Raw genomic sequence first — 25138 nt, forward strand, 5'->3', positions numbered from 1 at the left:
CTTCACCTGCCGGCGATGTTGCCGTCAGGGGCTGTCAGGATGAACGCATCCGGATTGTTCCCTTATTGTTCCTTGCCGCGAGCTCGCCTATAAGCTGCGTCCGCCTAAGCCTGAGGGCGAGCAGAGGAGCTTGATCCTGCATGATCGACCCCAAAACCGCCAGACGGGGCCTTGCGCTCGTCTTCACCACGCTGCTGCTCGACATTATTGGCTTCGGCATGATCATGCCGGTGCTGCCGGCCTATCTCAGGGAATTGACCGGGGTCAGCATCAGCGGCGCGGCGATCGAAGGCGGCTGGCTGTTCTTCGTCTATGCGGCGATGCAGTTCGTCTTCGCGCCGATCATGGGCGGCTTGAGCGACCGGTTCGGGCGGCGCCCGATCCTGCTCGCCTCGGTGCTGACCTTTTCCATCGACAATCTGATCTGTGCCGTCGCCTGGTCCTACCCGATGCTGTTCATCGGGCGTGTGCTGGCCGGCATTTCAGGCGCCAGCTATTCGACGACTTCAGCCTTCATCGCCGATATCTCGAACGATGAGAACCGGGCAAAGAATTTCGGCCTGCTCGGTATCGCGTTTGGCGTCGGCTTCGTCATCGGGCCGGTTCTGGGCGGGCTGCTCGGCACGTTCGGGCCGCGCGTGCCATTCTATTTCGCCGCCGGGCTCGCCTTCGTGAATTTCCTCATTGCGTTGTTTTTCCTCCCGGAAACGCTCGATGACAAGCATCGCCGCCGCTTCGAGTGGAAACGCGCCAACCCGGTCGGCACGCTGCTGCAGATGCGCCAATATCAAGGCATCGGCTGGATCGGGCTTGTCTTCTTCCTGATGACGCTCGGGCACATGATGTATCCGGCGGTCTGGTCGTTCGTCTCCAGCTACCGCTATGGCTGGAGCGAGCAGCAGATCGGCTTCTCGCTCGGCGCCTTCGGCCTGTGCGGTGCGATCGTCATGGCGACGGTGCTGCCGCGCGTGATCCCGCGGCTTGGCGAGTGGAAGACGGCGGTCATCGGCCTGACATTCACGGCAGCCAGCGCCTTCGGCTACGCCTTCGCGTCGCAAGGCTGGATGATCTATGCGGTGATCGTCGTCGGCTGTCTGGAAGCGCTGGCCGATCCGCCGCTGAGGAGCCTCGCCGCCGCCAAGGTGCCGCCTTCGGCGCAGGGCGAGTTGCAGGGCGCGATGACCTCGATCTTCTCGATCACCTCGATCATCACGCCGCTGCTCTATACGGCGATCTTTTCCTGGTTCACCGGGCCAAGCGCGCCGGTGACCTTCGGCGGTGCGCCCTATCTGGTCGGCGCATGTTTTCTGACGCTGGCGGTCATCGTCTTCGTCACCAAGGTGGCGAGGCCCGCGGCGCGCGCAAATGTCTCCGCCGGCGTCGCCGAAGATGGAGCGCAGGTGTGAGCCATGACAGCCGCATTGCGCTGACTCGGGACGGACTGTCGCTGTCGCGGTTGGTCTTCGGCGCCTCGCGTCTGCTCGACAGCGCCGCCCGCCCGGATGCCGATCAGGTCGCACGGCTGATCGGCACCGCCGTCGATCTCGGACTGACCAGCTTTGATCATGCCGACACCTATGGGCACTATGACGTTGAAGCGGCCTTCGGCGCCGGGCTGGCGCGCTGGAAAGGCAAGCGCGACAGCATCGAACTGATCTCGAAATGCGACATCATGAAGAAATCGCCAAACCGGCCGGACAACCGGCTGAAGCACTACGATACCAGCGCCACTCATATCGCGGCCTCGGTCGACCGCTCGCTCGCCAATCTCGGCACCGACTATCTCGACCTGTTGCTGCTGCATCGGCCGGACCCGTTGATGGATGCCGATGAGACGGCGACGGCACTGGCCGGCCTGGTCAAAGCCGGTAAGGTGAGGGCGGTCGGCGTCTCCAATTTCACGCCGTCGCAGTTCGATCTGCTGGCCTCGCGAATGCCGTTCGCGCTCGCCACCAACCAGAGATGTCGGTGCTGAAGACATCAGCGCTGACCGATGGCAGCCTCGACCACGCGCAGCGCCTTGCCTATGCGCCGATGATCTGGTCGCCGCTCGGGGGCGGCTCGCTGTTCACCGGCAAGGAGGGGCGCGAGGCGCGGGTGCGGGCAGCGCTTGCCCAGGTGGCAGCGGAAATCGGTGCCGGCGATCTTGCCGCAGTCGCCATCGCCTGGCTGCTGCGCCATCCGGCCCGGTTGGTGCCGGTGCTGGGTTCGATGAAGCCGGAACGGCTGGCGGCCATGATCAGGGCGCTGGACATCGTGCTCGACCGCGAGCAATGGTTCGCCATCCTGGAGGCCAGCGAAGGTCGGTCGGTGGTGTGAGGGCGAGGCTTGTGCCGCTTGGAGGTCTGCCAGCGGCACTATCGATCATTCGCTTTGGCGGACTGTTGTTGTTCCATGGATATTGGCCGAGGCCCTCAACGTCGTCATCCTCGGGTCTGCGCTGCGTCGCTACGCTCCTTGCTCCGCCCATGGATGGCGACGGGAGGCAGGTCTCAGCCAAATGTCGAAGTCACGCGATTTACCTTCGAATGATCAGAGCTTCCTCGTCGAGGATTTAGTGCTCAATTCATTTCACTCGGAATGCGGAATATTGATCTGCGCCAATTCGGCGTATGTGAGCCGGCCCCGCAAAATATCCATGGTCACGTCAGCGGGCAGTGCTTTTTCGATTTTCAGCTGAGCCTTGCGTTCGTCGTAGATCGCCACATCCGCGGCGTCTTCAAGGCCTTCTTCAGCGGCATGCAGGTTCGTATTTTTGCGCATGTCTTTGCCCCCAAAACTGCGCCGCGCCGTCGCGGCGATCCGCTAAGCCCGTTCGGCCAGCAATTCCTCGCCGCGCTTCTCGCGGATTAGATTGACGAAGCGACGGAACAGATAGTGCGAATCCTGCGGGCCGGGCGAAGCCTCCGGGTGATGCTGGACCGAGAACACCGGCCGGCCGGTCAGCGTGATGCCGCAGTTCGAACCGTCGAACAGCGAGACGTGGGTTTCCTCGACGCCCGATGGCAGCGAGTCGGCATCGACGGCAAAGCCATGGTTCATCGAGACGATCTCGACCTTGCCGGTGGTGTGATCCTTGACCGGATGGTTGGCGCCGTGATGGCCCTGGTGCATCTTGGCGGTCTTGCCGCCCAGCGCCAGTGCCAGCATCTGGTGGCCGAGGCAGATGCCGAACACGGGGATGTCGGTCTTCAACAGATCCCGGATGACCGGCACGGCATAATCACCGGTGGCTTCCGGGTCGCCGGGGCCATTGGAGAGAAAAATGCCGTCCGGCTGCATGGCAAGGATTTCTTCGGCGCCGGTCTTGGCCGGCACCACCGTGACCTTGGCGCCGAGGCCGGCGAGCAGGCGCAATATGTTACGTTTGACGCCATAATCGATGGCGACGACATGCATTGTCGGTTCGGTCTGTTCGCCAAAGCCTTCGTTCCACACCCAGGGCGTCTCGCGCCAGACCGAGGACTGGCCCGAGGTGACATCCTTGGCGAGGTCGAGGCCGATCAGGCCCGACCATGCGGCGGCGCGCCGCTTCAGATCGTCGAGATCGAACACGCCGTCGGGCGCGTGCGCGATCACGGCGTTGGGCATGCCCTTTTCGCGGATCAGCGCGGTCAGAGCGCGCGTGTCGATGCCCGACAGGGCGACGATGCCGCGCTTCTTCAGCCATTGGTCGAGACCGGTGCCGGCGCGATAGTTGGAAGGGTTGGTGACATCGGCCTTGAACACGGCGCCGACGGCACCGGCGCGGGCGGCGGGATTGAGGTCCTCGATGTCCTCGTCATTGGTGCCGATGTTGCCGATATGCGGGAAGGTGAAGGTGACGATCTGGCCGGCATAGGAAGGGTCTGTGAGGATTTCCTGGTAGCCGGTCAGCGCCGTGTTGAAGCAGACTTCGGCGACGGCGGAGCCGGTGGCGCCGAGGCCGCGACCTTCGATGACGGTGCCGTCGGCCAGCACCAGAAGGGCGGTCGGCTTTTCAGTGGCCCAAGCGGGGGTCAAGGTGGGCGTCATCTCGGCCATGCGGCACTCCTATCAGGCCGCGCGCTGCAACCGGCCCGGCGGGCCATCTGCGCGGCAAACGGCGCGAAGCGGCGATTTCGCGGCTCCCACGCAGTCAAATTTCCGTTCATGCAAGGCCCAGTACATAGGGGAAGGGGGCAGGGCGGTCAATGATCATGCGAAATGCCGCCATGTTTTATTTCGCCTAGCAAAATCAGTGGCTTGCCCCGGCACATCAGGATTTGCCTTGGCTCGCCCCCGGCGCTATTGTCCGCGCCGATCGAAGGAGAATGCACCATGCGCGGCAAAATCGCCGAATCCCTGAAGAGCGCGATGAAGGCGCAGGACAAGCACCGGCTGCCGACATTTCGGCTGATCCAGGCCGCCATTCACGACCGCGACATCGCCAATCGCGGTTCAGGCAAGGAGCCGGCCAGCGACGAGGAGATCCTGCAGATCCTGGCCAAGATGGTGAAGCAGCGCGAGGAATCGGCCAAAGCCTTCGACGACGGCAAGCGGCCCGAACTCGCCGCGCAGGAGCGCGGCGAGATGGAGATCATCCGCACCTTCCTGCCGACGCAGTTGGACGATGCGGCGGTGACGGCTGCGGCGCGCGAGGCGATCGCCGCGACCGGTGCGGCCAGCCAGAAGGACATGGGCAAGGTGATTGCCGCACTGAAGCAGAAATATGCCGGCCAGATGGATTTCGGCAAGGCGAGCGGCATCGTCAAGGGCCTGCTGCAGTAGGGTGCTGCTCATCTCGTCGCTTGGGTGGCCGACCGGGCGCTCCCGGAACCCAGATCCGTCCAGAATCGAAGTCCAGGAGTTGGAACTCGGATACCGCTGAGATGTTTATCCGTCATGCAACTGGAGAGATGTCATGACTGAGAACGAAACCCGCTATGAAACCGGTGCGACGAAATATCCGGCAAAGACCGATGCCGACGCTTCCGATGAATTCTCCCAGGATGCGGCCGCCAACAAGAAGCCCGTCGGCGGCATCGGGCTCACCCGCCGGATGGGCGAAGTGGAAGACCGAACCCGCCAGTCGGAGGGACAAAACCCGCCAAGGCAAGTCACGCCGAGCGCCGCAACCGAAAAGACGTCCGGCGCCGGCCCCGCTATCGCGGAGCGTTCAAAGGACGCCAAGGCTCCGAAGAGCGGCCGCCAGCCTGGAGCGTATGTCAAGAAGTGATCGCTGGACGGGACCCGAGAGGTCCTGGCGTTGCCACTTGCGCCTTTCGCGACTGGTTGGTGGGTGTCTGTCCGGCGGGCCCCGTCGGCTCCAATGCACGGCGCAATGCCGGCGCTTCCTGCTGGATATGATCCCACAGACGGTTGGCGATCGGCCCATGCGGCCGGTCGCGGCGCCGCGCCACCACCAGTTCGTCGGTGCGGCCCGGCAGGTGGCGGCCGGCAATGGATTGCAGGCGCCCGTCATACAGTTCTTCCTCGATCAGGAAGCGGGGCAGGTGGCCCCAGCCAAGGCCCTGCAGGATTATCTCCTTCTTCATGCCCTGGTCGGCGACGAGGCATTGCGGCGCGCCTTCGATCAGCGAATAGTTTTGTTGTGGCGAATGGCGGGCGCTGTCGCGCATGACGCATTGGGTGAGTGCCTGCATCTGATCCAGAGTGATCGGCTGCTCGATACGCCCGGGCAGAAAGCCCGGCGCCACCACGGGAATGAAGGACACCTTGCACAGATCGACCCATTCCACCCGCGCATCGCCCTTGTCGACCCAGTGCAGGATCAGATCGGCTTCGTCATCGAATAGACGCTCCCATGGGCCGCCCACCGCTTCAAAATGCAGATGCAGGCGCGTGCCGGGGCACTGTGCGAAGAACCGCCCGAGCATGCCCAGCACATGCGGGCGCGGGCACAGGTCGCCTATCACCACGTGGATCTCGCTTTCCTCACCCATCGCCAACTGGGCGGCATGGACGCGCAAACCGTCCAACTCGCGCAGCAGCGATAGCGCTCGGCGGTGGAACGAAAGCCCGGCCTCGGTCGGACGCACGCGATAGCCGCTGCGGTCCAAAAGGATGAGGCCGAGCTGTCGTTCCAGCTTGGCGACGGCGGCGAACACCGCCGGGTGCGAGCGATACAGCATGGCCGCCGCAGGTTGAAAACCGCCGGTGCGGACCACTGCATCGAAGCATTGCAGGTCGTGCAGAGTGAATTCGGCCATATCAGTTTTTATTACAGAGATTGTCCTATCTTTGTAATATCAACAAAATCGCCCCACGGCTAGGCTCTGTCTCGTTCAACGTTCCAGAAGGAATCTTCATCATGAATGAGCTGAATTTCGTCACAACGGGCGACGGCACGCGCATCGCCTACCGCTTCGATGGCGAGGCAAGCAAGCCGGTGCTGGTGCTGTCGAATTCCATCGGCACCACGCTGCACATGTGGGACAGGCAGATCGGCGAATTGTCGAAGCATTTCCGTGTCCTGCGCTACGATTTTCGCGGCCATGGCGGATCGAGCGTTCCCGTCGGCGCCTACTCGCTCGACCGGCTTGGCCGCGACGTCATCGAGCTGCTCGACGCGCTCGACCTGCAACGCGTACATTTCGTTGGCCTGTCGCTCGGCGGGTTCGTCGCGCAGTGGCTCGGCATCCACGCGCCCGAGCGGATCGACCGGCTGATCCTGAGCAACACCTCGTCCCATCTCTCGCCGGCAAGCTATTTCGACGAGCGGATTGCCGCGGTGCGGCAGGCGCCGGACATGTCGGAAACCGCCGAGACGTTCCTGAGCAACTGGTTCCCCACGTCGATGGTTGCCGCCAACGAGCCCGTGGTCGAAGAGTTTCGCACCATGCTGCTGGCTATCGACCGGCAAGGCCTGGCGGGTCTGTTCGCAGCGGTTCGCGACGCCGATCTTCGCCGCACCGTAGCACTGATACCCCGGCCGACGCTGGTGATCGCCGGTCGGCACGACACGGTGACAGCAGCCAGCCACGGTGAGATGATTGCCGCGGCGGTGCCCGGCGCGAAGCTTGTAGTGCTGCCCGCGGTCCATCTGTCGAACATCGAATATCCGGCAGAGTTCATCCAGGCTGTGGTCGATTTCCTGCGCTGAGCTGGAGCGCGACGGAAAGGCGTCCGGCACCAGTCCGGCGGTCGCCGAAACGTTCAAAGGACGTACTGGTTCAGAAGGCGGGGCGGCGGCCTCGGTCAACGTGAGCCCTAGGTGAACCGAGCCATCTGGCGAAAAGCTTATTCAACGCCTTCGGAACGATCCCGTCACCTTGCCATTATCAGCACGAGAGCCGGCTCGGACAGGCAAGCGCCGTGACCCGACCTTAGAGGCGGCCGATGACTTTCGAGCGCCAACACGAACACACCGGAGGAAGCGATGACTGGACGCAAAACCCATGACCAACAAATTCGCATCATTGAAGAGCGAGAAAACACAAAGAATGCCGGCAAGGATTTCGATTCAGAGGCGGATCTGAAACGATCAGCGGCGGAACGCGAAGCGCTGCGCAAAGGGTCGGACATGAGAACCGACACACCGGACCTCGTCGATCCGGACGACCGCAACATCCTTCGCGGTAAAAATCAGGAAAGCGTCCATCACAAAAACCGTCCTGACGACTAGATGAGCACGATTCTGGAACATTTGTCATAGATTGGAGGCAGCCCATGGCACGCGGGAGCAAGAAACACATCGGAGCAGGTTCGCAGGGAAAGGGTTCTGGCACAGGCGCCATGACCGTAACGCCAAAGGACAAGCTTGAAGAAATCAAGGTTCTGTCCAATCGCGACAAGGCGCAGCATTCCAAAGAACGCGGTTTGGACTCCAGGCAGGTCGCGACCGAGCAGCATCAGGATCATGCCGCCAACCGTTTGCGGGACTGACGCTTGACACGGGCGCCTGCCTCGGCACGGCTGCCCAGGGAGCCGTCAGGTTCGGTGCCGACGCTATTTGACTCCGAGGCTTTCGGGCCAAAGCGCCTGGATTTCTTTCGGCAGGGCATCGCGCACCTTGGCCGATTGGCCAAGATCAATATGCCGTGCAAGAACTCGGAACACCGAGCGTGCCGCCTCCTCGGGATCGACGGGGCGAGAGGGACGGCAGAAGCACCAACTCGCTAGGCGGAAACCTCAAGCACGATCTTGCCACGCACATGCTCATTTTCCAGCCGTTCTTCCGCTTTGGCGACCTCTCCAAGAGGGTAGGTGGCTTGCACGAAGGGGGTGACCTTGCCGGCCTCGATGAGGCGGCCGATCTCGGCAAGATGCGCCGCATTCGGTTCGGCCAGATAGGAGACGCCACGCGCCCGGCGCAAGTTTGCCTTTTCCTGCGACGGTTCGGAAAGAGTGGAAACGAGCGTCCCGCCAGGTTTGAGCACCTCCCAGGAGCGGTCCTGCGTGTCGCCCGCGACAAGGTCGAACACCAGGTCGACCGCATCGACGACCTCTTCGAAACGCTGGTTCTTGTAGTCGACCGTCTGATCGGCGCCGAGCTCACGGACGAAAACCACGTCCTCGGCGGAAACGGTTGTCGCGACGAACGCGCCCGCGGCCTTGGCGAACTGGATCGCCAGATGACCGACGCCGCCGGCGCCGCCATGGATGAGAACCCGTTGCCCGGATTTGAGGCCGCCATGGTCGAAAAGGCCCTGCCATGCAGTGATGCCGGCAAGCGGCACCGCCGCGGCTTCGACATGGCTGAGACGATCCGGTTTCGCAGCCGCCTCCGTCGCCTTGACCACGACAAATTCGGCATTGCCGCCCCGGTCATGACCAAGCATCGCGAATAACGGGTCGCCCTTCTTCAACGTATTTGCCCGCGTGCCGCATATTTCCACCGTGCCGGACACGTCGCGCCCGAGTGTGACCGGCAGGTTCTCGTTCGTCGAACCTTCGCGGATCTTGTAGTCGATCGGATTGACGCTCGCGGCGCGAACCCTGAGCACAACCTCGTCGTCAAGCGGTTGAGGCAAGGGGACTTGATCGATCGAAAGAACCTCAGGTCCGCCAAAAGCATGGATGCGGGCTGCTTTCATGTCGGCATATCTCCTGTTGCTTGGCTGTCGGCGACGGTGTCTGCTGGGCTGTCGTCAGCGGCTGTGCAGCCCAGGTCGCGGAGGCAGGCACACCGGTTTCCCAGCGGGCCACCGCCGCTGCAAGGTCGCCACTCCTGCTAGGCCGTAGACTGCGTCGGCGGGTTTTGATTCACATGGCGGCAAGGCTAGAACCAGACTTGCTGGCTTTCTAACTGGGTAGCAGGCCGTTGGTTCCAACCACCGCAATCGGCTGAACGTGGTGCCGGAAATTCTCTCCTCGGCCAGAGCATTCAACCAGTCTGATCCATCCGGCCCTTATGCACACAGCTGTTTTGAGTAGCGACGCCGAGGAGAGAGGCGGGGCCGAAGCTGCTGGCGCGCTGACCTTGGAGATCGGATTGAATCATTGCTGGTGGGTCGCAGGGCCGCCGATCAATGCGGTTCGCACGACGAACATAAAGCAGCACGGTCTTAATCGACGCGGCGGCGCGATGCGGACTTCAAGACGCTTCGCAGATCGGCAGCGGCTGTGGCGGCGGTGCCGGATGATCCTTCCTGTATTGGGCGATGATCGGCTCAAGGGTCTTTCTCGGCCAGAATTTCGGTGTGCCGATTTCCTTCAGGCAGGACGCGTTCCAGTAGGCGCCCGGCTGTGAACGGTCGGCTGCGACCGCGGTGATGTCGCGCGATTCCGGGTAGATGTAGAGCGTCGTCGGATTGTCCTTGACCATCGGGATGATCCGCTTGGCATCCGCCGGCGACCAGCTGGTGCAGCCATTGCTGCGACCGCCGGCATAGTCCACCAGCTTGCCGAACGGCACGAAGCCGTCATGGTCGGCGTGCGAGCTGTTCGGGTTTTTGCGCAGGCACATGCCATGCAGCACCTGGGCAGCGTGACCGCCGATCGCCCGCTGCCTGGCGTTCGCGGCTTCGCCTTCGCCGTCGAACTGGATGAAGGTGCGCTGGAAAACCGCGTCCTGCTTCGCGCCAGTGCGGTAATAGCCCTTGAACGAGGTTTTGGCCTCGCTGGTCATATAGGCGCCGCCGGCCGTCAACGATGAATCCATCGCATTGCCGAAGTTCTTCGCGCACCGTTTGCCGTTTGAAAAATCGACGACGCCTTTCAAATTCCGCCCGCTGCCGTGGCCTGACGAAATCGCGCTAAACGACTGGCTGGCCTCGCAGATGACGTAATAGCGACGGCCGAGCACGCCATTGCCCAGATCGCTGGGGCGTGTCGCATCCATGGCGAAGTAGCAGGGGTTCTTGACAGCGCCTTGCGCGACCTTCTTCAGGTAAAGCGCGCGGGCTCGTTCGAGGACAATCTGTGAGATCTGGCCGTCGCTGTTGCCGACATGAGCCTGCAGCCAGGCCGGCACGTCAGAAGGTGCGGCAAAGGATCGAGCCGACACCGTCCCGGCGATGACGGCGACGAAAAAGCTGGCGACGACGCCCAGAGGAACAGATCTCAACCGCACCGGATCAATTCTCCTTGTCGAAGCGAATGGCGATTTCTTGCGGCATTGCCGCGAGAATCGATCATAGATGGCCTCGCATTATCGGGCGAAACACATCTTGTTTAGCGTACCCGCATGAAGAGCCGTAAAGTAGGTCGATGCATGCAACGGCCTACGCCGACATGCTGGCTCCAGGCTTGCGGCGGACGTCTTCGCTTCCTTGAAGCAGGGCAACGAACTCGGGTTGGCGGGTCCCTTCGGAGGCCGTCGGCGCGTTGGCTGACGGAGCATCAAACGAAAACCCGCCTGTGCGGCGGGTCATTGGCGCAAATCAGCACCATGGACAAATATGTACCATAGCTGAGGGCAGGAAGTCAAGAAAAAATTCCTATCGTGAAGAGCCGCGAGTCCGGAGCCTGATCCCTGGAGGTCGGCGATTTTCGATCCGCAGGGATTGAGCTATCATCTGATTCTGGCGCGGCCCACGCCACCTCCCTCCGCCGGGAAAGCATCGTTCATGCAGGGCGCTATCCAATCACCGAACCGACTGTTCGAGCACTTGGCATAAGGAGGGGTTGCAAAAACGGCTCGCACCAGGAGGTTTTGCGATGAAGTTGTCCGCGCCCATCTACCATCTCAAGCGTCAAGCCAGGCTTTTGTCCCGCGAGGGCAAGATTGCGCTGCACGAAGCGCTCGACCGTATTGCCGCCCAGGAAGGTTTTGCCAGCTGGAGCCTGCTTGCAGCCAAGGCAGCCGAGGCGGCGCCCGCCGGCATGCTGTTTGCGCAACTTGCGCCCGGCGACCTGGTTCTGGTCGGTGCGCGACCCGGACACGGCAAGACGCTGATGAGCCTCGAACTCGCGGTCGAAGCCATGAAATCAGGCCATCGCGGTGTCTTCTTTACGCTCGAATATACGCAAAGGGATGTGCTGGACCGGTTTCGAGCCATCGGGGCGGACCCGGTGCAGTTCAACGACCAGTTCACATTCGATAATTCCGACGCCATCAGTGCCGCCTATATCGTCAAGGCATTGGGTTCGGCGCCGCGCGGCACGCTGGTGGTGATCGATTATCTGCAACTGCTCGATCAGAAGCGGGAAAACCCGGACCTGATGGCGCAGGTTCGCACGCTGAAGGCCTTTGCCCGCGACAAAGGATTGATCCTCGTCTTCATCTCGCAGATCGATCGGTCATACGATCCGGCGAAGAAGCCATGTCCCGATATCGGCGATGTGCGGTTACCGAACCCTCTGGACCTGTCGCTGTTCGACAAGACCTGCTTCCTGAACAAGGGCGAAATCCGGTTCCAGGCGGCAGGCTGACGATCAGGTCAGCCTGCCTTCATTGGGCCGCTGCCGGCAGATTCAGAGGCTGCGCAACCGATGCCGAACCGTGCTGCGCGCGCAATGCTTCGGCTGCCTGGCGAACCACTTCGGATATAAGCAGCAGCTGTTTGGCGATCGGGCTTGTCTTGCGCCAGATCATGCCGATCGTCCGCGACGGTTGGGGGTTGGCGAAGTGGGCGATAGAGACCGCCGCCGAGCGCGTCTCCACCGGCACGGCCATTTCGGGGATCAAGGTGACGCCGACGCCGGCGCCGACCATCTGCACCAGGGTCGACAGCGAGCTGCCGTCCAGCAACTCGCGCGGCCGTGCCGAATGCATGTTGCAGAACGACAGCGCCTGGTCGCGAAAACAATGGCCTTCCTCGAGCAGGAGCAGCCGCATCTCGCGCAACATTTCGCGGTTGGGCACCGGCTTTCCCTCATCCTCGCCGGGTCGGACCAGCACGAAGTTCTCGGCAAACAGCACGATTTCCGTCAGCGACGCTTCCGATACCGGCAAGGCGACGATGGCGGCATCGAGCCGCCCGTCGGCCAGTTCCTGGATCAGCTTCTGCGTCTGCGTTTCGCGCACATGGATATCGAGCCCGTCATGCATGCGGGCGAGGTTGCCGATGATGGCAGGCAAAAGGTAGGGTGCGATCGTCGGGATCACCCCGATGCGCAACCGTCCCACCAGCCGGTCGCGCGAGGCGCGGGCCAGATCTGTCAGCTCATCCACCGAGCGCAGGATGTCGCGAACGCGCAAGGCGAATTCCTCGCCGAAATTGGTCAGCCGGACCTGGCGTGGCCCTCTTTGGAAAAGCTCCGTGCCAAGCGTTTCCTCCAACTCCCGGATCTGCACCGAGATCGCGGGCTGCGAGATCGCGCAGGCATCGGCGGCACGGCCGAAATGATTGTGCCGCGCCAGCGCCTCGAAATAACGCAACTGCTTCAGCGTCAGGTTTGTCATAATGTCATCTTATCGCTGTAATCAGGAAATCCAACTTAAATTAATGAAGCGGCTTTGCTATAGGAGTCGCAACGAAGATGAGGAGCAGCCGGGACCGCCTGGTGAGGCGCATGCCCGCGGCAACAGGACATCCAACATATTCGGTCGCGTATCGGGCATATGGTCATCGCGCCAGCCATGAAACGGACCACCTCCAGGGACATCCAACGTCCCTGTTCACGCAGCAGTTGAACAGTTCAACACAGCCACGATCGGAGAAGAACATGGACGCACAGACCGATGATCCCAGCGCCGGCAAATGCCCCGTTGCGCACGGATCCTCCAGCAGGAGCAACCGTGACTGGTGGCCCAACCAGCTCGATCTCGGCGTTCTCCATCAGCAATCGAACCTTTCGGATCCGATGGGCGAAGAGTTCGACTATGCCGAGGAATTCAAGTCGCTCGATCTCGATGCGGTGATCAAGGACCTGCACCAGGTGATGACGGATTCGCAGGAGTGGTGGCCGGCCGACTTCGGCCATTATGGGCCGCTGTTCATCCGCATGGCCTGGCACAGTGCCGGCACCTACCGCATCGGCGATGGCCGTGGCGGCGCCGGGGCCGGCCAGCAGCGTTTTGCTCCGCTCAACAGCTGGCCGGACAATGCCAATCTCGACAAGGCGCGCCGGCTGCTGTGGCCGGTCAAGCAGAAATATGGCCGCAAGATCTCCTGGGCCGACCTGCTGATCCTCACCGGCAACGTCGCGCTGGAATCGATGGGCTTCAAGACCTTCGGTTTTGCTGGCGGCCGCGCCGACGTCTGGGAACCCGAACAGGACGTCGATTGGGGTTCGGAAACCAAGTGGCTCGACGACAAGCGCTACTCCGGCGACCGCGAACTCCAGGGCCATCTCGGCGCCGTCCAGATGGGATTGATCTACGTCAATCCGGAAGGGCCGAACGGCAGACCGGATCCGCTGGCTTCGGCACGCGACATCCGCGAGACCTTCGCGCGCATGGCCATGAACGACGAGGAGACCGTGGCGCTGATCGCTGGCGGTCACACCTTCGGCAAGACCCACGGCGCCGGCGATGCCTCGCTGGTGGGTGCGGAGCCGGAAGGCTCGAGCATCGAGGCGCAGGGCCTTGGCTGGTCGAGCAAGCACGCCTCCGGCATTGCAGGCGACGCCATCACCTCGGGCCTCGAGGTGACCTGGACCACGACGCCGACCAAGTGGAGCAACAACTTCTTCGACAATCTGTTCAACTTCGAATGGGAACTGACCACGAGCCCGGCCGGCGCGCATCAGTGGACGCCGAAGGGCGGCGCCGGTGCCGGGACCGTGCCGGATGCCCACGATCCGTCCAAGCGCCGCGCGCCTGCCATGCTGACGACCGATCTCGCACTGCGGGCCGATCCGGCCTACGAGAAGATCTCGCGGCGCTTCCATGAGCATCCGGACCATTTCGCCGACGCGTTTGCCCGCGCCTGGTACAAGCTGACCCATCGCGACATGGGTCCGATCGTTCGTTATCTCGGCCCGCTCGTGCCGAAGGAAGAGCTGATCTGGCAGGATCCGATCCCGGCGGTCGACCATGAACTGGTCGGCCAGCAGGACATTGCGTCGCTGAAGGCGAAGATCCTGGCATCGGGCCTTTCGGTCTCCGAATTGGTCTCGACTGCGTGGGCCTCGGCCTCGACGTTCCGCAATTCCGACAAGCGCGGTGGTGCCAACGGGGCACGTATCCGACTGGCACCGCAGAAGGATTGGGACGTCAACCAGCCGGCGGAACTGTCGAAGGTGCTAGCGAAGCTGGAAGCCATCCAGACGGAGTTCAACGCGGCACAGACCGGCGGGAAAAAGATCTCGCTGGCCGATCTCATCGTGCTCGGCGGTGTCGCCGCGGTCGAGAAGGCGGCGAAGGACGGCGGCCACGAAACCAAGGTGCCGTTCACGCCGGGCCGCATGGATGCTTCACAGGAACAGACCGATGTCCATTCCTTTGCCGCGCTCGAGCCGAAAGTCGATGGCTTCCGCAACTATGTCAGGGGCAAGCAGCCGATGTCGGTCGAGGCCATGCTTGTCGACCGGGCGCAATTGCTGTCGCTGACCGCGCCCGAGATGACGGTTCTGGTCGGCGGTCTGCGCGTGCTCGGCGCCAACACGGCCAAGTCAAAGCACGGCGTGCTCACCGACCGGCCGGGTACGTTAACCAACGACTTCTTCGTCAATCTGCTCAGCATGAACACGGTCTGGGATCCGGCCGCCGGCTCCGACGAAGTCTACGAGGCGCGTGACCGCAAGACCAAGGCGGTCAAGTGGACCGGCACCCGTGCCGACCTGATCTTCGGCTCGCACGCCCAGCTCCGCGCGCTTGCCGAGGTCTACGGGTCGGCGGACGCCAAGGCGAAATTCACCAGGGATTTCGTCGCGGCATGGACCAAGGTGATGAACGCCGACCGCTTCGACATCGCCTGAGATCGCTAAAGGTGATCCGGCGCGGCCGCGCCGGATCACCGGTCCTCCCAAGGACCCAACGCCAGGGCCGTGTTTCCAGCGATGGGAGCGCGGCCTTGTCGTAAGAGATTGCGCTTTGGTGGACCGTGCCTTCCTGGGCAGGGATGCTATCTTGCCGGTGTCGCGTCTCCGCCAGTGCACCATGATCGAAATCGTCAAACCCGCGCTCGAACATCTGCCGTCCTACAAGGCGGCGCTCGAACGCGGCTGGTCGCCGGACAATGTGCGGCTGATGGAGGCGACGCGCGAGCAGCTCGCGGCCATCGAAAAGGATCCCGTGGCCTTTCTTGCCGACCTCGACGATCCCCAGGCCAAGGGTGGCGCGATCAGTTTGCCAGACGGCAAAAAGGTGCCGCGCCTACCGGGCTTCCGCCGCTGGATCTGGGACGGCGAGGCGTCGGGCTCGATCGGCTTTCGCTGGCAGAAGGGCACGTCGGAATTGCCGCCGCATGTGCTCGGCCATATCGGCTATGCGGTGGTGCCGTGGAAGCGGCGGCGCGGCTACGCCACCGAGGCGCTGCGGCTGATGCTGGACGAGGCGAGGGCGGTCGGCCTGGCTCACGTCGAGATCACCGCCAAGCCGGGCAATCCGGCCTCGCACAAGGTGATCCTGGCCAATGGTGGCAAGCTGGTCGAACGCTTTTTCGAGGATGCTGCCTACGGCGGGGCGGAAAGTTTGCGGTTCAGGATCGAGTTGTAGGGGCGCGGGGCGCCGCGGCCGGAGGGGTGGTTAGTTCTGCAGCATTAGTAATTGTAGGTCTTCACATGCGCCGTCATCGGAGTTCGTCCGGAAGCGCCAATAGCGGCCATCACGTCGAGTAAATCCGATACAATACCATGGCGATGAGCATCACCACGAGCGCGATGAAAATGCGTTCCACCCACCGCATCAGCTTCGACTTCGAGGGGTTGCCCGATATCGCGTTTCCCAATATGTCCCCAAGAAAATGAAGCAAATTGTCCATCGCGTGGTTGGCCTCCGATTTTATACATTTTGCCGTCAGTGATTGTACTGGATCAACCACTTTAACGTTAGCATGTCTGCGAAAAGTCAAAGCAGAAATATGCTCGTTTTTACGTCGCCCAGTGCCGGTGGTTCTGCAGCGCTGCGACTCTCTAAGGTCACTGCACGGAACCCATAAGGCTGCGCCGCGTCGCTCCTTGTTCCGCCTCACCCATGTTCGTCAGCGCACAGCGCGTGATCGGACAGCGCGCGGATGACGTAGCAGTCGCCAACCGTCTTGCCACTGCAGCACGTGGCGATGCGTTCGAGCTCGGCCTCCAGCCGCTTTAGCTGAGTGATCTTCTCCCGTACCGAGATCAATTGTTCTTCGGCGATCCGGTCGGCGTGGCCGCAGGGCTGCTCGGGGTGGCTGCTCAATTCGATCAGCGAGCGGATGTCGTCGACGGCGAAGCCGAGGTCGCGGGCGTGGCGGATGAAGGCCAGCCGCTCCAGTTCCTGCCTGGAATAGCGGCGCTGGTTGCCTTCCGAGCGCTCGGGTGCCGCAACAAGGCCCATCTGCTCGTAGTAGCGGATGGTCGGCACCTTGACCCCGGTTCGGCGCGAGAGATCACCGATCGAAAACATGAAATTTTCCTCTTGAAGCTCTAGTGACTAGAGCAATTACAGTGCTGGACATCAGGATTCAAGACCCATGCGGCGACGCCGCGCGGGCAAGGCAGACAGGTAATGTGGTGACGGCACCCCTCAAGCAGGAAACAATCGGGCAGACACGGTTCAAGATCGGCGGCATGGACTGCGCCTCCTGCGCGGCCAAGATCGATACGGTGGTGCGCCGCCTCGACGGCGTCGCCGATGTCTCGGTTTCAGTGACCGGCGCCAGCATGACGGTCAGCCATGGCGGTTCGCTCAACGATGGCAAGGTGCTGCAGCAGGTGGCGCGGCTCGGCTACGGCATCGTCAAGGCGGAAGGCGGGGCCGATGGGCGTGCTTCAGTGGCCAAGGCACATGACCATGCTGATCATGATCACAGCGATGCCGAGCCGGGGCAGGCGTGGTGGCGCTCCCGCCGGACGGTGTTGACGCTGGCCTGCGCGGCAGCGCTTCTCGCCGCCTATGGCATCGGCCATCTGTTTCCGACGGGCGAGCGCTGGGTGTTCCTGGGCGCGTTGCTGGTCGGCCTGGTGCCGATCGCGCGGCGCGCGCTGATGGCGGCATTGGCCGGCACGCCGTTCTCGATCGAGATGCTGATGACCATAGCGGCGATAGGCGCCGTGATGATCGGCGCCACGGAAGAAGCCGCCGCCGTGGTGGTGCTGTTCCTGATCGGCGAACTTCTGGAAGGTGTCGCCGCCGGCCGCGCGCGGGCGAGCATCCAGGGGCTTGCCGACCTGGTGCCGAAGACAGCTCTGGTCGAGCGGGCAGGCGGCACATCGGAGGTTCCCGCCGAAGATCTCGCGGTCGGCGATGTCATCGTGGTGCGGCCGGGTGACCGCATCCCGGCCGACGGCGAGATCGTCGAGGGGTCGAGCTATATCGACGAGGCGCCGGTGACCGGCGAGAGCACACCGAAGCGCAAGGGTGTCGCTGACGCCGTCTTTGCCGGCACGATCAGCACCGACGGCGTGCTCAAGGTGCGGGTGACGGCGGCCGCGTCCGACAACACCATCGCCCGCATCGTGCGGCTTGTGGAGGAGGCGCAGGAAGCAAAGGCACCGACCGAACGCTTCATCGACCGCTTCTCGCGCACCTACACCCCGGCGGTGCTGGCGGTCGGCGCGCTGGTTGCGCTGTTGCCGCCGCTGCTCATTGGCGGCGACTGGAACGAATGGATCTACAAGGGCCTGGCGATCCTGCTGATCGGTTGCCCCTGCGCGCTCGTCATCTCGACGCCGGCGGCGATAGCCGCAGGTCTTGCGACCGGCGCGCGCCGTGGCCTGTTGATGAAAGGTGGTGCGGTGCTGGAAGGGTTTCGCCGGGTCACGGCGGTGGCCTTCGACAAGACGGGCACGCTGACCGCGGGCAGGCCCGTGGTGACCGACATCATGGCCTATGGCCGCGATGAACGCACCGTGCTGGCGCTGGCGGCGGCGCTCGAGCAGGGTTCCAGCCATCCGCTAGCCATGGCGATCCTCGACAGGGCCAAGGCTGATGGTGCGCCGGTGCCGCCGGCTCTGGCGGCGAAGGCGATCTCGGGCAAAGGTGTCGAGGGCAGCGTCGGTGGCGTCGCCGTCTTCCTCGGCTCCGGTCCAGCGGCGGGCGAACGCGCCGACATGACGCAAGTGCAGCGCCTCGCCGTCGACAGCCTCAACGGGCAGGGCAAGACCGTCTCAGTGCTGGTCGCCGACGGCGTGGTGGCAGGACTGATCGCCATGCGCGACGAGCCGCGGCCGGATGCGGCGGCCGGCATTGCGGCGCTGAAGGCCGAGGGCATCCGCACGATCATGCTGACCGGCGACAATCGCCGCACGGCCGAAGCCATCGCCGCTTCCCTCGGGATCGAGGCGCGGGCGGAGTTGTTGCCTCAGGACAAGCAGCGCATCATCGGTGAATTGCAGCGCGAAGGGCTGAAGGTCGCCAAGGTCGGCGATGGCATCAACGATGCGCCGGCGCTCGCCGCCGCCGACATCGGAATCGCCATTGGCGGCGGCACCGATGTGGCGCTGGAGACGGCGGACGCGGCGATCCTGCATGGCCGCGTCATGGACGTCGCGCGCATGGTAAGACTGTCGCGGGCGGTGATGGCCAATATCGGCCAGAACATCAGCGTTGCGCTCGGGCTGAAGGCGGTGTTCCTGGTCACCACCATTTTGGGCATCACCGGCCTGTGGCCGGCGATCCTGGCCGATACCGGCGCCACGGTGCTGGTCACCGCCAACGCCATGCGCCTGCTGCGCTGGCGCGGGTGAAGTGGTCTATTCCGCCGGAGCCGTCAGCGGCGGCGTGGCGTTGCTGCGCCCTTCCCAGACATAGGATGCCAGCGCCACCGCGACGGCGACCAGCATGGCGATGGCGCCCAGCAGCGGCAGGCTGCGGTAGCCATAGCCGCTGTTCAGCATCGCGGCGCCCAACGACGCGGCCAGCGCGATGCCGACATTGAAGCCGGACGGAATGAGCGACGAGGCGAGGTTCGAGGCGTCCGCCGTCCAGGCCAGGATGCGGGTCTGGATCGGTGTGCCGATGGCGAAGTTGAGGCCGCCCCAGATGACGATCGCCACAACCATCGGCAGGGGATAGGGGCTGACGGCGTAGATGACGGCCAGCGTCACCGCCTGCAAGGCCAGCATGGTGATTAGCGACGGCATCAGCTTCCAGTCGGACAGCTTGCCGCCGAGGAAGACGCCGAGCGTGGCGCCGACGCCGTTGAGCAGCAGCACCCACGGCACCAGGTTCTCGTCGAGCCCGGTGACCTCCAGCAGTGTCGGGGTGATGTAGGTGAACAGGCCGAACTGGCCGATCATCAGCATCAGCATCAGGATCAGCGAAGTCCAGACCTGCTGGCGGGCCAGCACACGGACCTCGCGGGCGAAACCGGCAGGCTTGGCCGATGAGCCGGTGGTGCGCGGCAACAGGGCTGCCATGGCAAGCGTCGCCGCCACGCCGAGCGCGCACATCACCCAGAAGGTGGCGCGCCAGCCCCAGATGTTGCCGATCGCGGTGCCGGCCGGCACGCCGATGACGTTGGAGACGGTGAGGCCGGACAGGATGACGGCGACAGCCATGCCGCGCTGGTCCTCGCGCACGAGACCGACGGCGACGACCATGGCGACGCCGAAATAGGCGCCATGCGCGACCGCCACGGCAATGCGCAACAGTAGCATCGAGGTGAAGTCGGGCGCCAGCGCGCAAGCCGCCTGGCCGATGGTGAAGGCGATGGCGAGGCCGAGCAGCAGGCTCTTGCGCGACAGCGACTTGGTGGCGAGCGCCAGCAGTGGACCGCCGATGGCGATGCCGCAGGCATAGCCGGAGACGAGATAGCCGGCCGAGGGAACCGAGACGCCGAGCCCCTCCGCCACTTGCGGCAGCACGCCGGCAATGACGAATTCAGTGGTGCCGAAAGCAAAGGCGGCGATGAACAGGGCGATGAGCGGAAGCGACATGGGGGAAGCCTTAGCTGGAAGGGCCTCAAACCACGGATGGGCGTCGCGGGCAATCCAGAAATTTTTGTCGCTGGTTTAGGTTTTCTTGAGTGGGGCGAGGCGGTGAAGCGCCAATCTCCCTCACGAGGGGGGAGATCGGCTGCTTCTCAGCTCGCCTTCAACCTGGATCCAGTCAGCAGACCGCGCTCTTCGAGCACCGGATAGGCCATCGAGGCCAGCAGCGAATTGATCTGCTTCAGGTCGCGGATGGTGTCGAGATGGATCGAGCTGGTCTCGACGCTCTTGGCAGTGCCGTCGCGCAGGCGCACGAAATGGCTGGCGCTGGTTTCTTTTTCGCGGTCGCGAAGCCGGTCTTTTTCCAGCACCAACTGGCGCGCGGTCTCGGGATCGCGCGACACCAGAACGTTGAAGGCAAGCCGCGCATTGGCCAGCACCGAGCTATGGAAGGCGCACAGCTCGGCCCAGCCCTCGTCGGTGAATTCCAGTCCGCGCTCGAACTTCTTTTTCACATGCACCAGCATGTTGCGCACGATGATGTCGCCGACCTGCTCCAGCTTGACGCAGGCGCCGATCAGCTCTTGGCAGCGCAGCGCCTCGTCCTCGGTCAGCGCGTTCCTGGTCAACTTGGCGAGGTAGAGCTTGATCGCGGCGTGCTTGCGGTCGACGCGGTCGTCGAGTGCGGCCAGCGCTTTAATCTTGTCGGCGTCGGCGCTTTCATAGAGTTCGATGATGCGCTTGAGCATGATCTCGATCGTCTCGCAGACCCGCACCACCTCGCGGGTGGCATTGGCCAGCGCCTGGCTCGGCACGTCGAGCGCGCTTTCGTTGAGCGCGGACAGCTCGACGATGTCAAGCGAGGCGGCCGGCACGGGCTTGGTGCCAAGTGCGACGATCTTCTCCGAAGCGCGGTAGACGAACCCTGCCAGCGGCAGGCCGGCGAGCAGGACCAGCACGTTGAACAGGATGTGCGCATTGACGATCTGGTCCGCCGCCGTCGAACCGAGAAAGGCGAAGTGCGGCCTGAAGATCATGACCAGGATCAGCATGACAAGCGAGCCAAGCCCGCGCATCAGGAGATTGCCGATCGGTACGACGCGCACTTCGGGGCTTGACGAGCGGGTCAGCATCGGCGCGATGATCGAGGAGCCGAGGTTGACGCCGAGGATAAGAACGACGCCGAGTTCAGGCGTGATCAGGCCGCGGCCTGCCAGCGTCGCCATCAACAGCACCGCCGCGATGCTCGACTGGAACAGCCAGGTGATCAGCGCCGCCAGCAGATAGGCGGTGATGGAATCGGTCGAGAAGTAGTTGATGATGACCGGCATGAGCTGGCTGTTGCGCAGCGGCTCAGACGCCTGTCCGATCATCTCCAGCGACAGGATCAAAAGGCCGATGCCGACCAGAATGCGGCCGGTCTGGCGCCAGTCGCGCCGCTCGGTGGCCATGAACATGACCGTGCCGGTGATCAGGCACAGCGGCACCAGCAAGGTGAGGTCGAAGGTCAGCAGCTTGACCACCAGTGCAGAGCCGATCTCGGCGCCGCGCACTGCCAATTGGCCCGCGGCGCCCGAGACGATGCCGGAGCCGGCGAAGGAGCCGACCAGCAGCGTGACGGCGGTGGAGCTTTGCAGGGCGATCGCAAGGCCGGTGCCGGCCAGCACCGCCATGATCGGATTGCGCATGGTGGCGCGCAGGCGATGGCGCAGCACGTCGCCATAGGCGCGTTCGACGCCGGTCTTCACCATGCGGGTGGCAAACAGCATCAGCGCCACGGCGCCGGCCAGATGCAGAAGGACGACGGACCCGCTCATTTCGTCCCCCGCATGCAAACAGGATGCGCGTCCTGTTTGGCGTGGCGATCAGAAGGGAAAACGAGGGTACGAATCATGTTCATGGCGGTGGCTTATAATAGCTCGAATATTTTAGCCGGATAATAAAATCTTGTCGATTTCAAGGGCCGTTGCCGCGCGACGGGCGGTGTCGGAAAATGGACGGACGCGCAAATGGTTGCATTGCTGGGCGGGCGCGAAGCAACGGATAGGCCAAGTTGGCAGCGCGACCGGCTCCTGCCTTTGCGATTATGTTCAGCACTATTCGGTAAATAGAGGAAATCATTACACAATTGTGATGCAGGCGTTCAGTTTCGGTTCATCGGTGGCCCGCTATTCCTCTGGCATCGACAACCAAGGAGACTTCTCTTGAAACGCATTGTCCTTTCCGCACTCGCTTTCTCGATGCTGGCCGCTACGTCCCTCACCGGCCAAGCCGCACCGCTGAACGCACCGAACGCTCCGCAGTCGAACTACAGCCAGGTCGACTGGCAAAAGCCCACCAACAGGGATGTCAAGAAGCGCTTCATCCAGAAGCGCGTCCTCCATAAGAAGGTCATCGCAAAGCGCAACAACTGGCGCAACGGCCACAAATATTCAGGCTGGAACAGCACCAGCCGATCCGCGACTACGGCCGCTATGGCCTGCATCGTCCCGGCCGCGGCCAGGAATGGATCCGCGTCGGCAACGACTATGTGTTGGTCGGTGTGCTCTCCGGCGTCATTTTCGGCGCGCTTGCCGCGCACTGATCGCTCCCCAGGCGGATATTGGAAAGAGGCGGCCCGCAACGGCCGCCTCTTTTGCCTGTGGAAACCGGGTATGGCCCGCATTAAGGGTCGTCGGATTTCGCGGGTATGATTATATAATCGGGAAACGAGTTCCCCGATGCGCTTTCCACCCGCCTTCCTCGACGAGATACGCGACCGCGTGCCGATTTCATCGGTTATCGGCCAGCGCGTCGCGTGGGATCGCAAGAAGACCAACGCGCCACGCGGCGACTATTGGGCGTGCTGCCCGTTTCATGGCGAGAAGAGCCCATCCTTCCACTGCGAGGACAAAAAGGGCCGCTACCACTGTTTCGGCTGTTCTGTTTCGGGCGATCATTTCAAGTTCCTCACCGAACTCGACGGGATGAGCTTTCCCGAAGCGGTCGAAAAGATCGCCGACATGGCCGGTGTGCCGATGCCGGTTCGCGATGCGCAGGAGGAGCGGCGCGAAAAGGAACGCGCCAGCCTGACCGACGTCATGGAGATGGCCACCGCCTTCTTCCAGGAACGGCTGCAGGGGCCGGAAGGCGCCAAGGCGCGTGCCTATCTGCGCGACCGCGGACTGACGCCGGCGACGCAGCAATCGTTCCGGCTCGGTTTTGCGCCCGACAGCCGCAATGCGCTGAAGGAGCATCTCGCCGCCAAGGGCGTGCCCAAGGCCGACATCGAGGCTTGTGGACTGGTGCGCCACGGTGACGACATCCCGGTTTCCTATGACTGGTTCCGCGACCGCATCATGTTCCCGATTCCGGATTCCCGGGGCAAGATCATCGCCTTCGGCGGCCGTGCTTTGCAGCCGGACGCGCTGGCCAAATACATGAACTCGCCTGACACCGAGCTCTTCCACAAGGGCAATGTGCTCTATAATTTCGCCCGCGCCCGCAAGGCCTTGGCCAAGGGCGGCACGGTCATCGCCGTCGAAGGCTATATGGACGTGATCGCACTGGCGCAGGCCGGCTTCGAGAATGTCGTGGCGCCGCTCGGCACCGCGCTTACCGAGAACCAGCTCGAACTGCTCTGGCGCATGGCGCCGGAGCCGATGCTGTGCTTCGACGGCGACAAGGCCGGGCTGAAGGCAGCGTGGCGGGCCGCCGATATGGCGCTGCCATCTGTGCAGGCCGGCCGTTCGGCGCGCTTCGCGCTGCTGCCGGAAGGCAAGGATCCCGACGATCTGGTCAAGACCGAAGGACCGGATGCTTTTCGTCGCGTGCTGGCCGAGGCGCGGCCGCTGGTCGACCTTTTGTGGATGCGTGAGACGGCGGGCGGCGTCTTCGATACGCCGGAGCGGCGGGCCGAACTCGAGAAGACGCTGCGCGAGCTGACCAGCCGCATCCGCGACGAAAGCCTGCGCTACCACTACCAGCAGGAGATGCGCGAGCGTGTGCTGAGCTTCTTCGGCTCGCAGCGCAGTGGGCGTCAAGGTCGGCAGGACTGGAAACAGGGCCAGGGCAAGACGGCCGCGCCCGGCGGGCAGTTCGCCAAAGGCGGTGGCGGCCGCATTGCGATCACCGAAAGCCTCGGCCAGTCGGCTTTGGTCAAACGCGGCGGCGAGGGGATGTCGGTGCGCGAGGCGACGATCATCGTCGCGTTGATCAACCATCCGGCGCTGATCGACGAGAATTTCGCCCATATCGAGTTCCTCGATCTCGCCAACTCCGACCTGAGGCGGCTGCATGCGGCAATCCTAGATGCGATGGCGCATGAGATGGCCAATGACCGGCAGGCGGTGATTGCGACGATCGAACGCGCTGGCTGCGCCGAGATCTGGGAGCGGGCCGTCGGGCTGATCCGGCGGATGCGGCAATGGCCGGCGCTGGAGACCGCCGCCCTTGAAGATGCCCGCGATGCTTTCAGCCAGGCGCTGCACTTGCAGCGCAGCGCGCGCACCTTACATAAGGAACTGAAACAGGCGGAAGCGGCGCTCGCCACCGATCCCACAGACGAAAACTACCGGCATCTGATCGAAATTCAGGCGCAATTCCAGGATGTGCAGGCCACGGAAGCGCTGATCGAAGGGTTTGGCGTCTCCTCGGGCAGGGCTGGGCGAGCTTAGTTGGAGCGAGTGAATTGAGAAAGCGTCGTTGCGCGTCCAAATGGCGCGTAACGGGCTAAGTCGGGTAATTGATTCGCTTTTTTCATGCGAATCATGCGAGAGGCGCTTGACCTTCTGGCAGATTGGCGGAATCAGGACGATTCGAAACGTTAACCCGAACC

At 63.3% G+C, this 25138-nt stretch carries 21 protein-coding genes and 3 pseudogenes; 13 read left to right on the top strand and 11 right to left on the bottom strand.

The window, feature by feature from the left end:
• Nucleotides 1–140: 140 nt before the first annotated feature.
• Nucleotides 141–1406, top strand: a complete 1266-nt coding sequence (locus EJ079_RS17245; protein WP_127809605.1) for a TCR/Tet family MFS transporter — start codon at nucleotides 141–143, stop codon at nucleotides 1404–1406.
• Nucleotides 1403–2319, top strand: a pseudogene (locus EJ079_RS17250) (aldo/keto reductase). The gene EJ079_RS17245 and the pseudogene EJ079_RS17250 overlap by 4 nt, the downstream one beginning before the upstream one ends.
• A 252-nt stretch (nucleotides 2320–2571) precedes the next feature.
• Here the strand turns inward: EJ079_RS17250 and EJ079_RS17255 are convergent.
• The gene (locus EJ079_RS17255; RefSeq protein ID WP_127809606.1) at nucleotides 2572–2763 is read right to left on the bottom strand and encodes a hypothetical protein; all 192 of its coding nucleotides are present in this window, start codon (nucleotides 2761–2763) and stop codon (nucleotides 2572–2574) included.
• A 42-nt stretch (nucleotides 2764–2805) separates the two neighbouring features.
• Nucleotides 2806–4023: a glutamine-hydrolyzing carbamoyl-phosphate synthase small subunit gene (gene carA, locus EJ079_RS17260; RefSeq protein WP_127809607.1), complete on the bottom strand. Its 1218-nt coding sequence runs from the start codon at nucleotides 4021–4023 to the stop codon at nucleotides 2806–2808.
• A 276-nt stretch (nucleotides 4024–4299) separates the two neighbouring features.
• On the opposite strand from carA, the gene EJ079_RS17265 reads away from it, so the two are divergent.
• Together EJ079_RS17265 and EJ079_RS17270 are read left to right on the top strand one after the other, a co-directional pair.
• Nucleotides 4300–4749, top strand: a complete 450-nt coding sequence (locus EJ079_RS17265) for a GatB/YqeY domain-containing protein (protein WP_127809608.1) — start codon at nucleotides 4300–4302, stop codon at nucleotides 4747–4749.
• A 133-nt stretch (nucleotides 4750–4882) separates the two neighbouring features.
• Nucleotides 4883–5197, top strand: a complete 315-nt coding sequence (locus EJ079_RS17270; protein WP_127396753.1) for a hypothetical protein — start codon at nucleotides 4883–4885, stop codon at nucleotides 5195–5197.
• Here EJ079_RS17270 and EJ079_RS17275 read toward each other — a convergent pair.
• Nucleotides 5187–6191: a LysR family transcriptional regulator gene (locus EJ079_RS17275; RefSeq protein ID WP_127809609.1), complete on the bottom strand. Its 1005-nt coding sequence runs from the start codon at nucleotides 6189–6191 to the stop codon at nucleotides 5187–5189. The genes EJ079_RS17270 and EJ079_RS17275 overlap by 11 nt on opposite strands.
• A 101-nt stretch (nucleotides 6192–6292) precedes the next feature.
• Between EJ079_RS17275 and pcaD the strand changes: the two genes are divergently transcribed.
• The 3 genes from pcaD (at nucleotide 6293) to EJ079_RS17290 (ending at nucleotide 7866) form a co-directional block, all read left to right on the top strand.
• Entirely contained in the window at nucleotides 6293–7084 is a 792-nt protein-coding gene (pcaD, locus tag EJ079_RS17280; RefSeq protein WP_127396755.1) for a 3-oxoadipate enol-lactonase, read from the top strand.
• A gap of 276 nt (nucleotides 7085–7360) precedes the next feature.
• Nucleotides 7361–7606 carry a hypothetical protein gene (locus EJ079_RS17285; protein WP_023809680.1) on the top strand — a complete coding sequence of 82 codons (246 nt, stop codon included), beginning with the start codon at nucleotides 7361–7363 and terminating at the stop codon, nucleotides 7604–7606.
• Between the two features lie 44 nt (nucleotides 7607–7650).
• Nucleotides 7651–7866 (top strand): hypothetical protein, encoded by a 216-nt coding sequence (locus EJ079_RS17290; RefSeq protein WP_127809610.1) that lies wholly within the window; start codon nucleotides 7651–7653, stop codon nucleotides 7864–7866.
• 63 nt (nucleotides 7867–7929) lie between these two features.
• Here EJ079_RS17290 and EJ079_RS17295 read toward each other — a convergent pair.
• The 3 genes and pseudogenes from EJ079_RS17295 to EJ079_RS17305 form a co-directional block, all read right to left on the bottom strand.
• Nucleotides 7930–8076: pseudogene (locus tag EJ079_RS17295) on the bottom strand (DUF2267 domain-containing protein); the annotation flags it as partial.
• Nucleotides 8077–8099: 23 nt separating this feature from the next.
• Complete coding sequence (locus EJ079_RS17300) at nucleotides 8100–9017, bottom strand: NADP-dependent oxidoreductase (protein WP_127396756.1); 918 nt, start codon at nucleotides 9015–9017, stop codon at nucleotides 8100–8102.
• Between the two features lie 500 nt (nucleotides 9018–9517).
• Complete coding sequence (locus EJ079_RS17305; RefSeq protein WP_127396757.1) at nucleotides 9518–10495, bottom strand: hypothetical protein; 978 nt, start codon at nucleotides 10493–10495, stop codon at nucleotides 9518–9520.
• A gap of 587 nt (nucleotides 10496–11082) precedes the next feature.
• Here EJ079_RS17305 and EJ079_RS17310 point away from each other — a divergent pair.
• Complete coding sequence (locus EJ079_RS17310) at nucleotides 11083–11796, top strand: DNA helicase (protein WP_127809611.1); 714 nt, start codon at nucleotides 11083–11085, stop codon at nucleotides 11794–11796.
• A gap of 19 nt (nucleotides 11797–11815) precedes the next feature.
• On the opposite strand, the gene EJ079_RS17315 is transcribed toward EJ079_RS17310, so the two are convergent.
• Nucleotides 11816–12769, bottom strand: coding sequence for a hydrogen peroxide-inducible genes activator (locus EJ079_RS17315; protein ID WP_127809612.1), 954 nt, complete (start codon nucleotides 12767–12769; stop codon nucleotides 11816–11818).
• Nucleotides 12770–13032: 263 nt separating this feature from the next.
• On the opposite strand from EJ079_RS17315, the gene katG reads away from it, so the two are divergent.
• Together katG and EJ079_RS17325 are read left to right on the top strand one after the other, a co-directional pair.
• A complete protein-coding gene (gene katG / locus EJ079_RS17320; protein WP_127809613.1) occupies nucleotides 13033–15228 on the top strand; it encodes a catalase/peroxidase HPI in 2196 nt (731 codons plus the stop codon).
• Between the two features lie 181 nt (nucleotides 15229–15409).
• The gene (locus EJ079_RS17325) at nucleotides 15410–15967 is read left to right on the top strand and encodes a GNAT family N-acetyltransferase (protein WP_127811351.1); all 558 of its coding nucleotides are present in this window, start codon (nucleotides 15410–15412) and stop codon (nucleotides 15965–15967) included.
• A 44-nt stretch (nucleotides 15968–16011) separates the two neighbouring features.
• Here EJ079_RS17325 and EJ079_RS33335 read toward each other — a convergent pair whose 3' ends face one another.
• Nucleotides 16012–16260, bottom strand: a complete 249-nt coding sequence (locus EJ079_RS33335; RefSeq protein WP_164873808.1) for a hypothetical protein — start codon at nucleotides 16258–16260, stop codon at nucleotides 16012–16014.
• A 178-nt stretch (nucleotides 16261–16438) separates the two neighbouring features.
• On the bottom strand, nucleotides 16439–16855 hold the full coding sequence (locus EJ079_RS17330) for a helix-turn-helix domain-containing protein (RefSeq protein WP_127396412.1): 417 nt from the start codon (nucleotides 16853–16855) through the stop codon (nucleotides 16439–16441).
• Between the two features lie 107 nt (nucleotides 16856–16962).
• Here EJ079_RS17330 and EJ079_RS17335 point away from each other — a divergent pair, with 107 nt between their 5' ends.
• On the top strand, nucleotides 16963–19137 hold the full coding sequence (locus EJ079_RS17335; RefSeq protein ID WP_127809614.1) for a heavy metal translocating P-type ATPase: 2175 nt from the start codon (nucleotides 16963–16965) through the stop codon (nucleotides 19135–19137).
• A gap of 6 nt (nucleotides 19138–19143) precedes the next feature.
• Here EJ079_RS17335 and EJ079_RS17340 read toward each other — a convergent pair whose 3' ends face one another.
• A complete protein-coding gene (locus EJ079_RS17340) occupies nucleotides 19144–20328 on the bottom strand; it encodes an MFS transporter (RefSeq protein ID WP_127809615.1) in 1185 nt (394 codons plus the stop codon).
• Between the two features lie 146 nt (nucleotides 20329–20474).
• Entirely contained in the window at nucleotides 20475–22139 is a 1665-nt protein-coding gene (locus EJ079_RS17345) for a Na/Pi cotransporter family protein (protein WP_127809616.1), read from the bottom strand.
• Between the two features lie 387 nt (nucleotides 22140–22526).
• On the opposite strand from EJ079_RS17345, the pseudogene EJ079_RS34280 reads away from it, so the two are divergent.
• A pseudogene (locus tag EJ079_RS34280) lies at nucleotides 22527–22906 on the top strand (RcnB family protein).
• Between the two features lie 136 nt (nucleotides 22907–23042).
• On the top strand, nucleotides 23043–24977 hold the full coding sequence (gene dnaG, locus EJ079_RS17355) for a DNA primase (protein WP_127809617.1): 1935 nt from the start codon (nucleotides 23043–23045) through the stop codon (nucleotides 24975–24977).
• The last annotated feature ends 161 nt before the right edge of the window (nucleotides 24978–25138 follow it).

Origin of the sequence: Mesorhizobium sp. M7A.F.Ce.TU.012.03.2.1 (genome assembly GCF_004006095.1) — a bacterium.
Classification (GTDB): domain Bacteria; phylum Pseudomonadota; class Alphaproteobacteria; order Rhizobiales; family Rhizobiaceae; genus Mesorhizobium.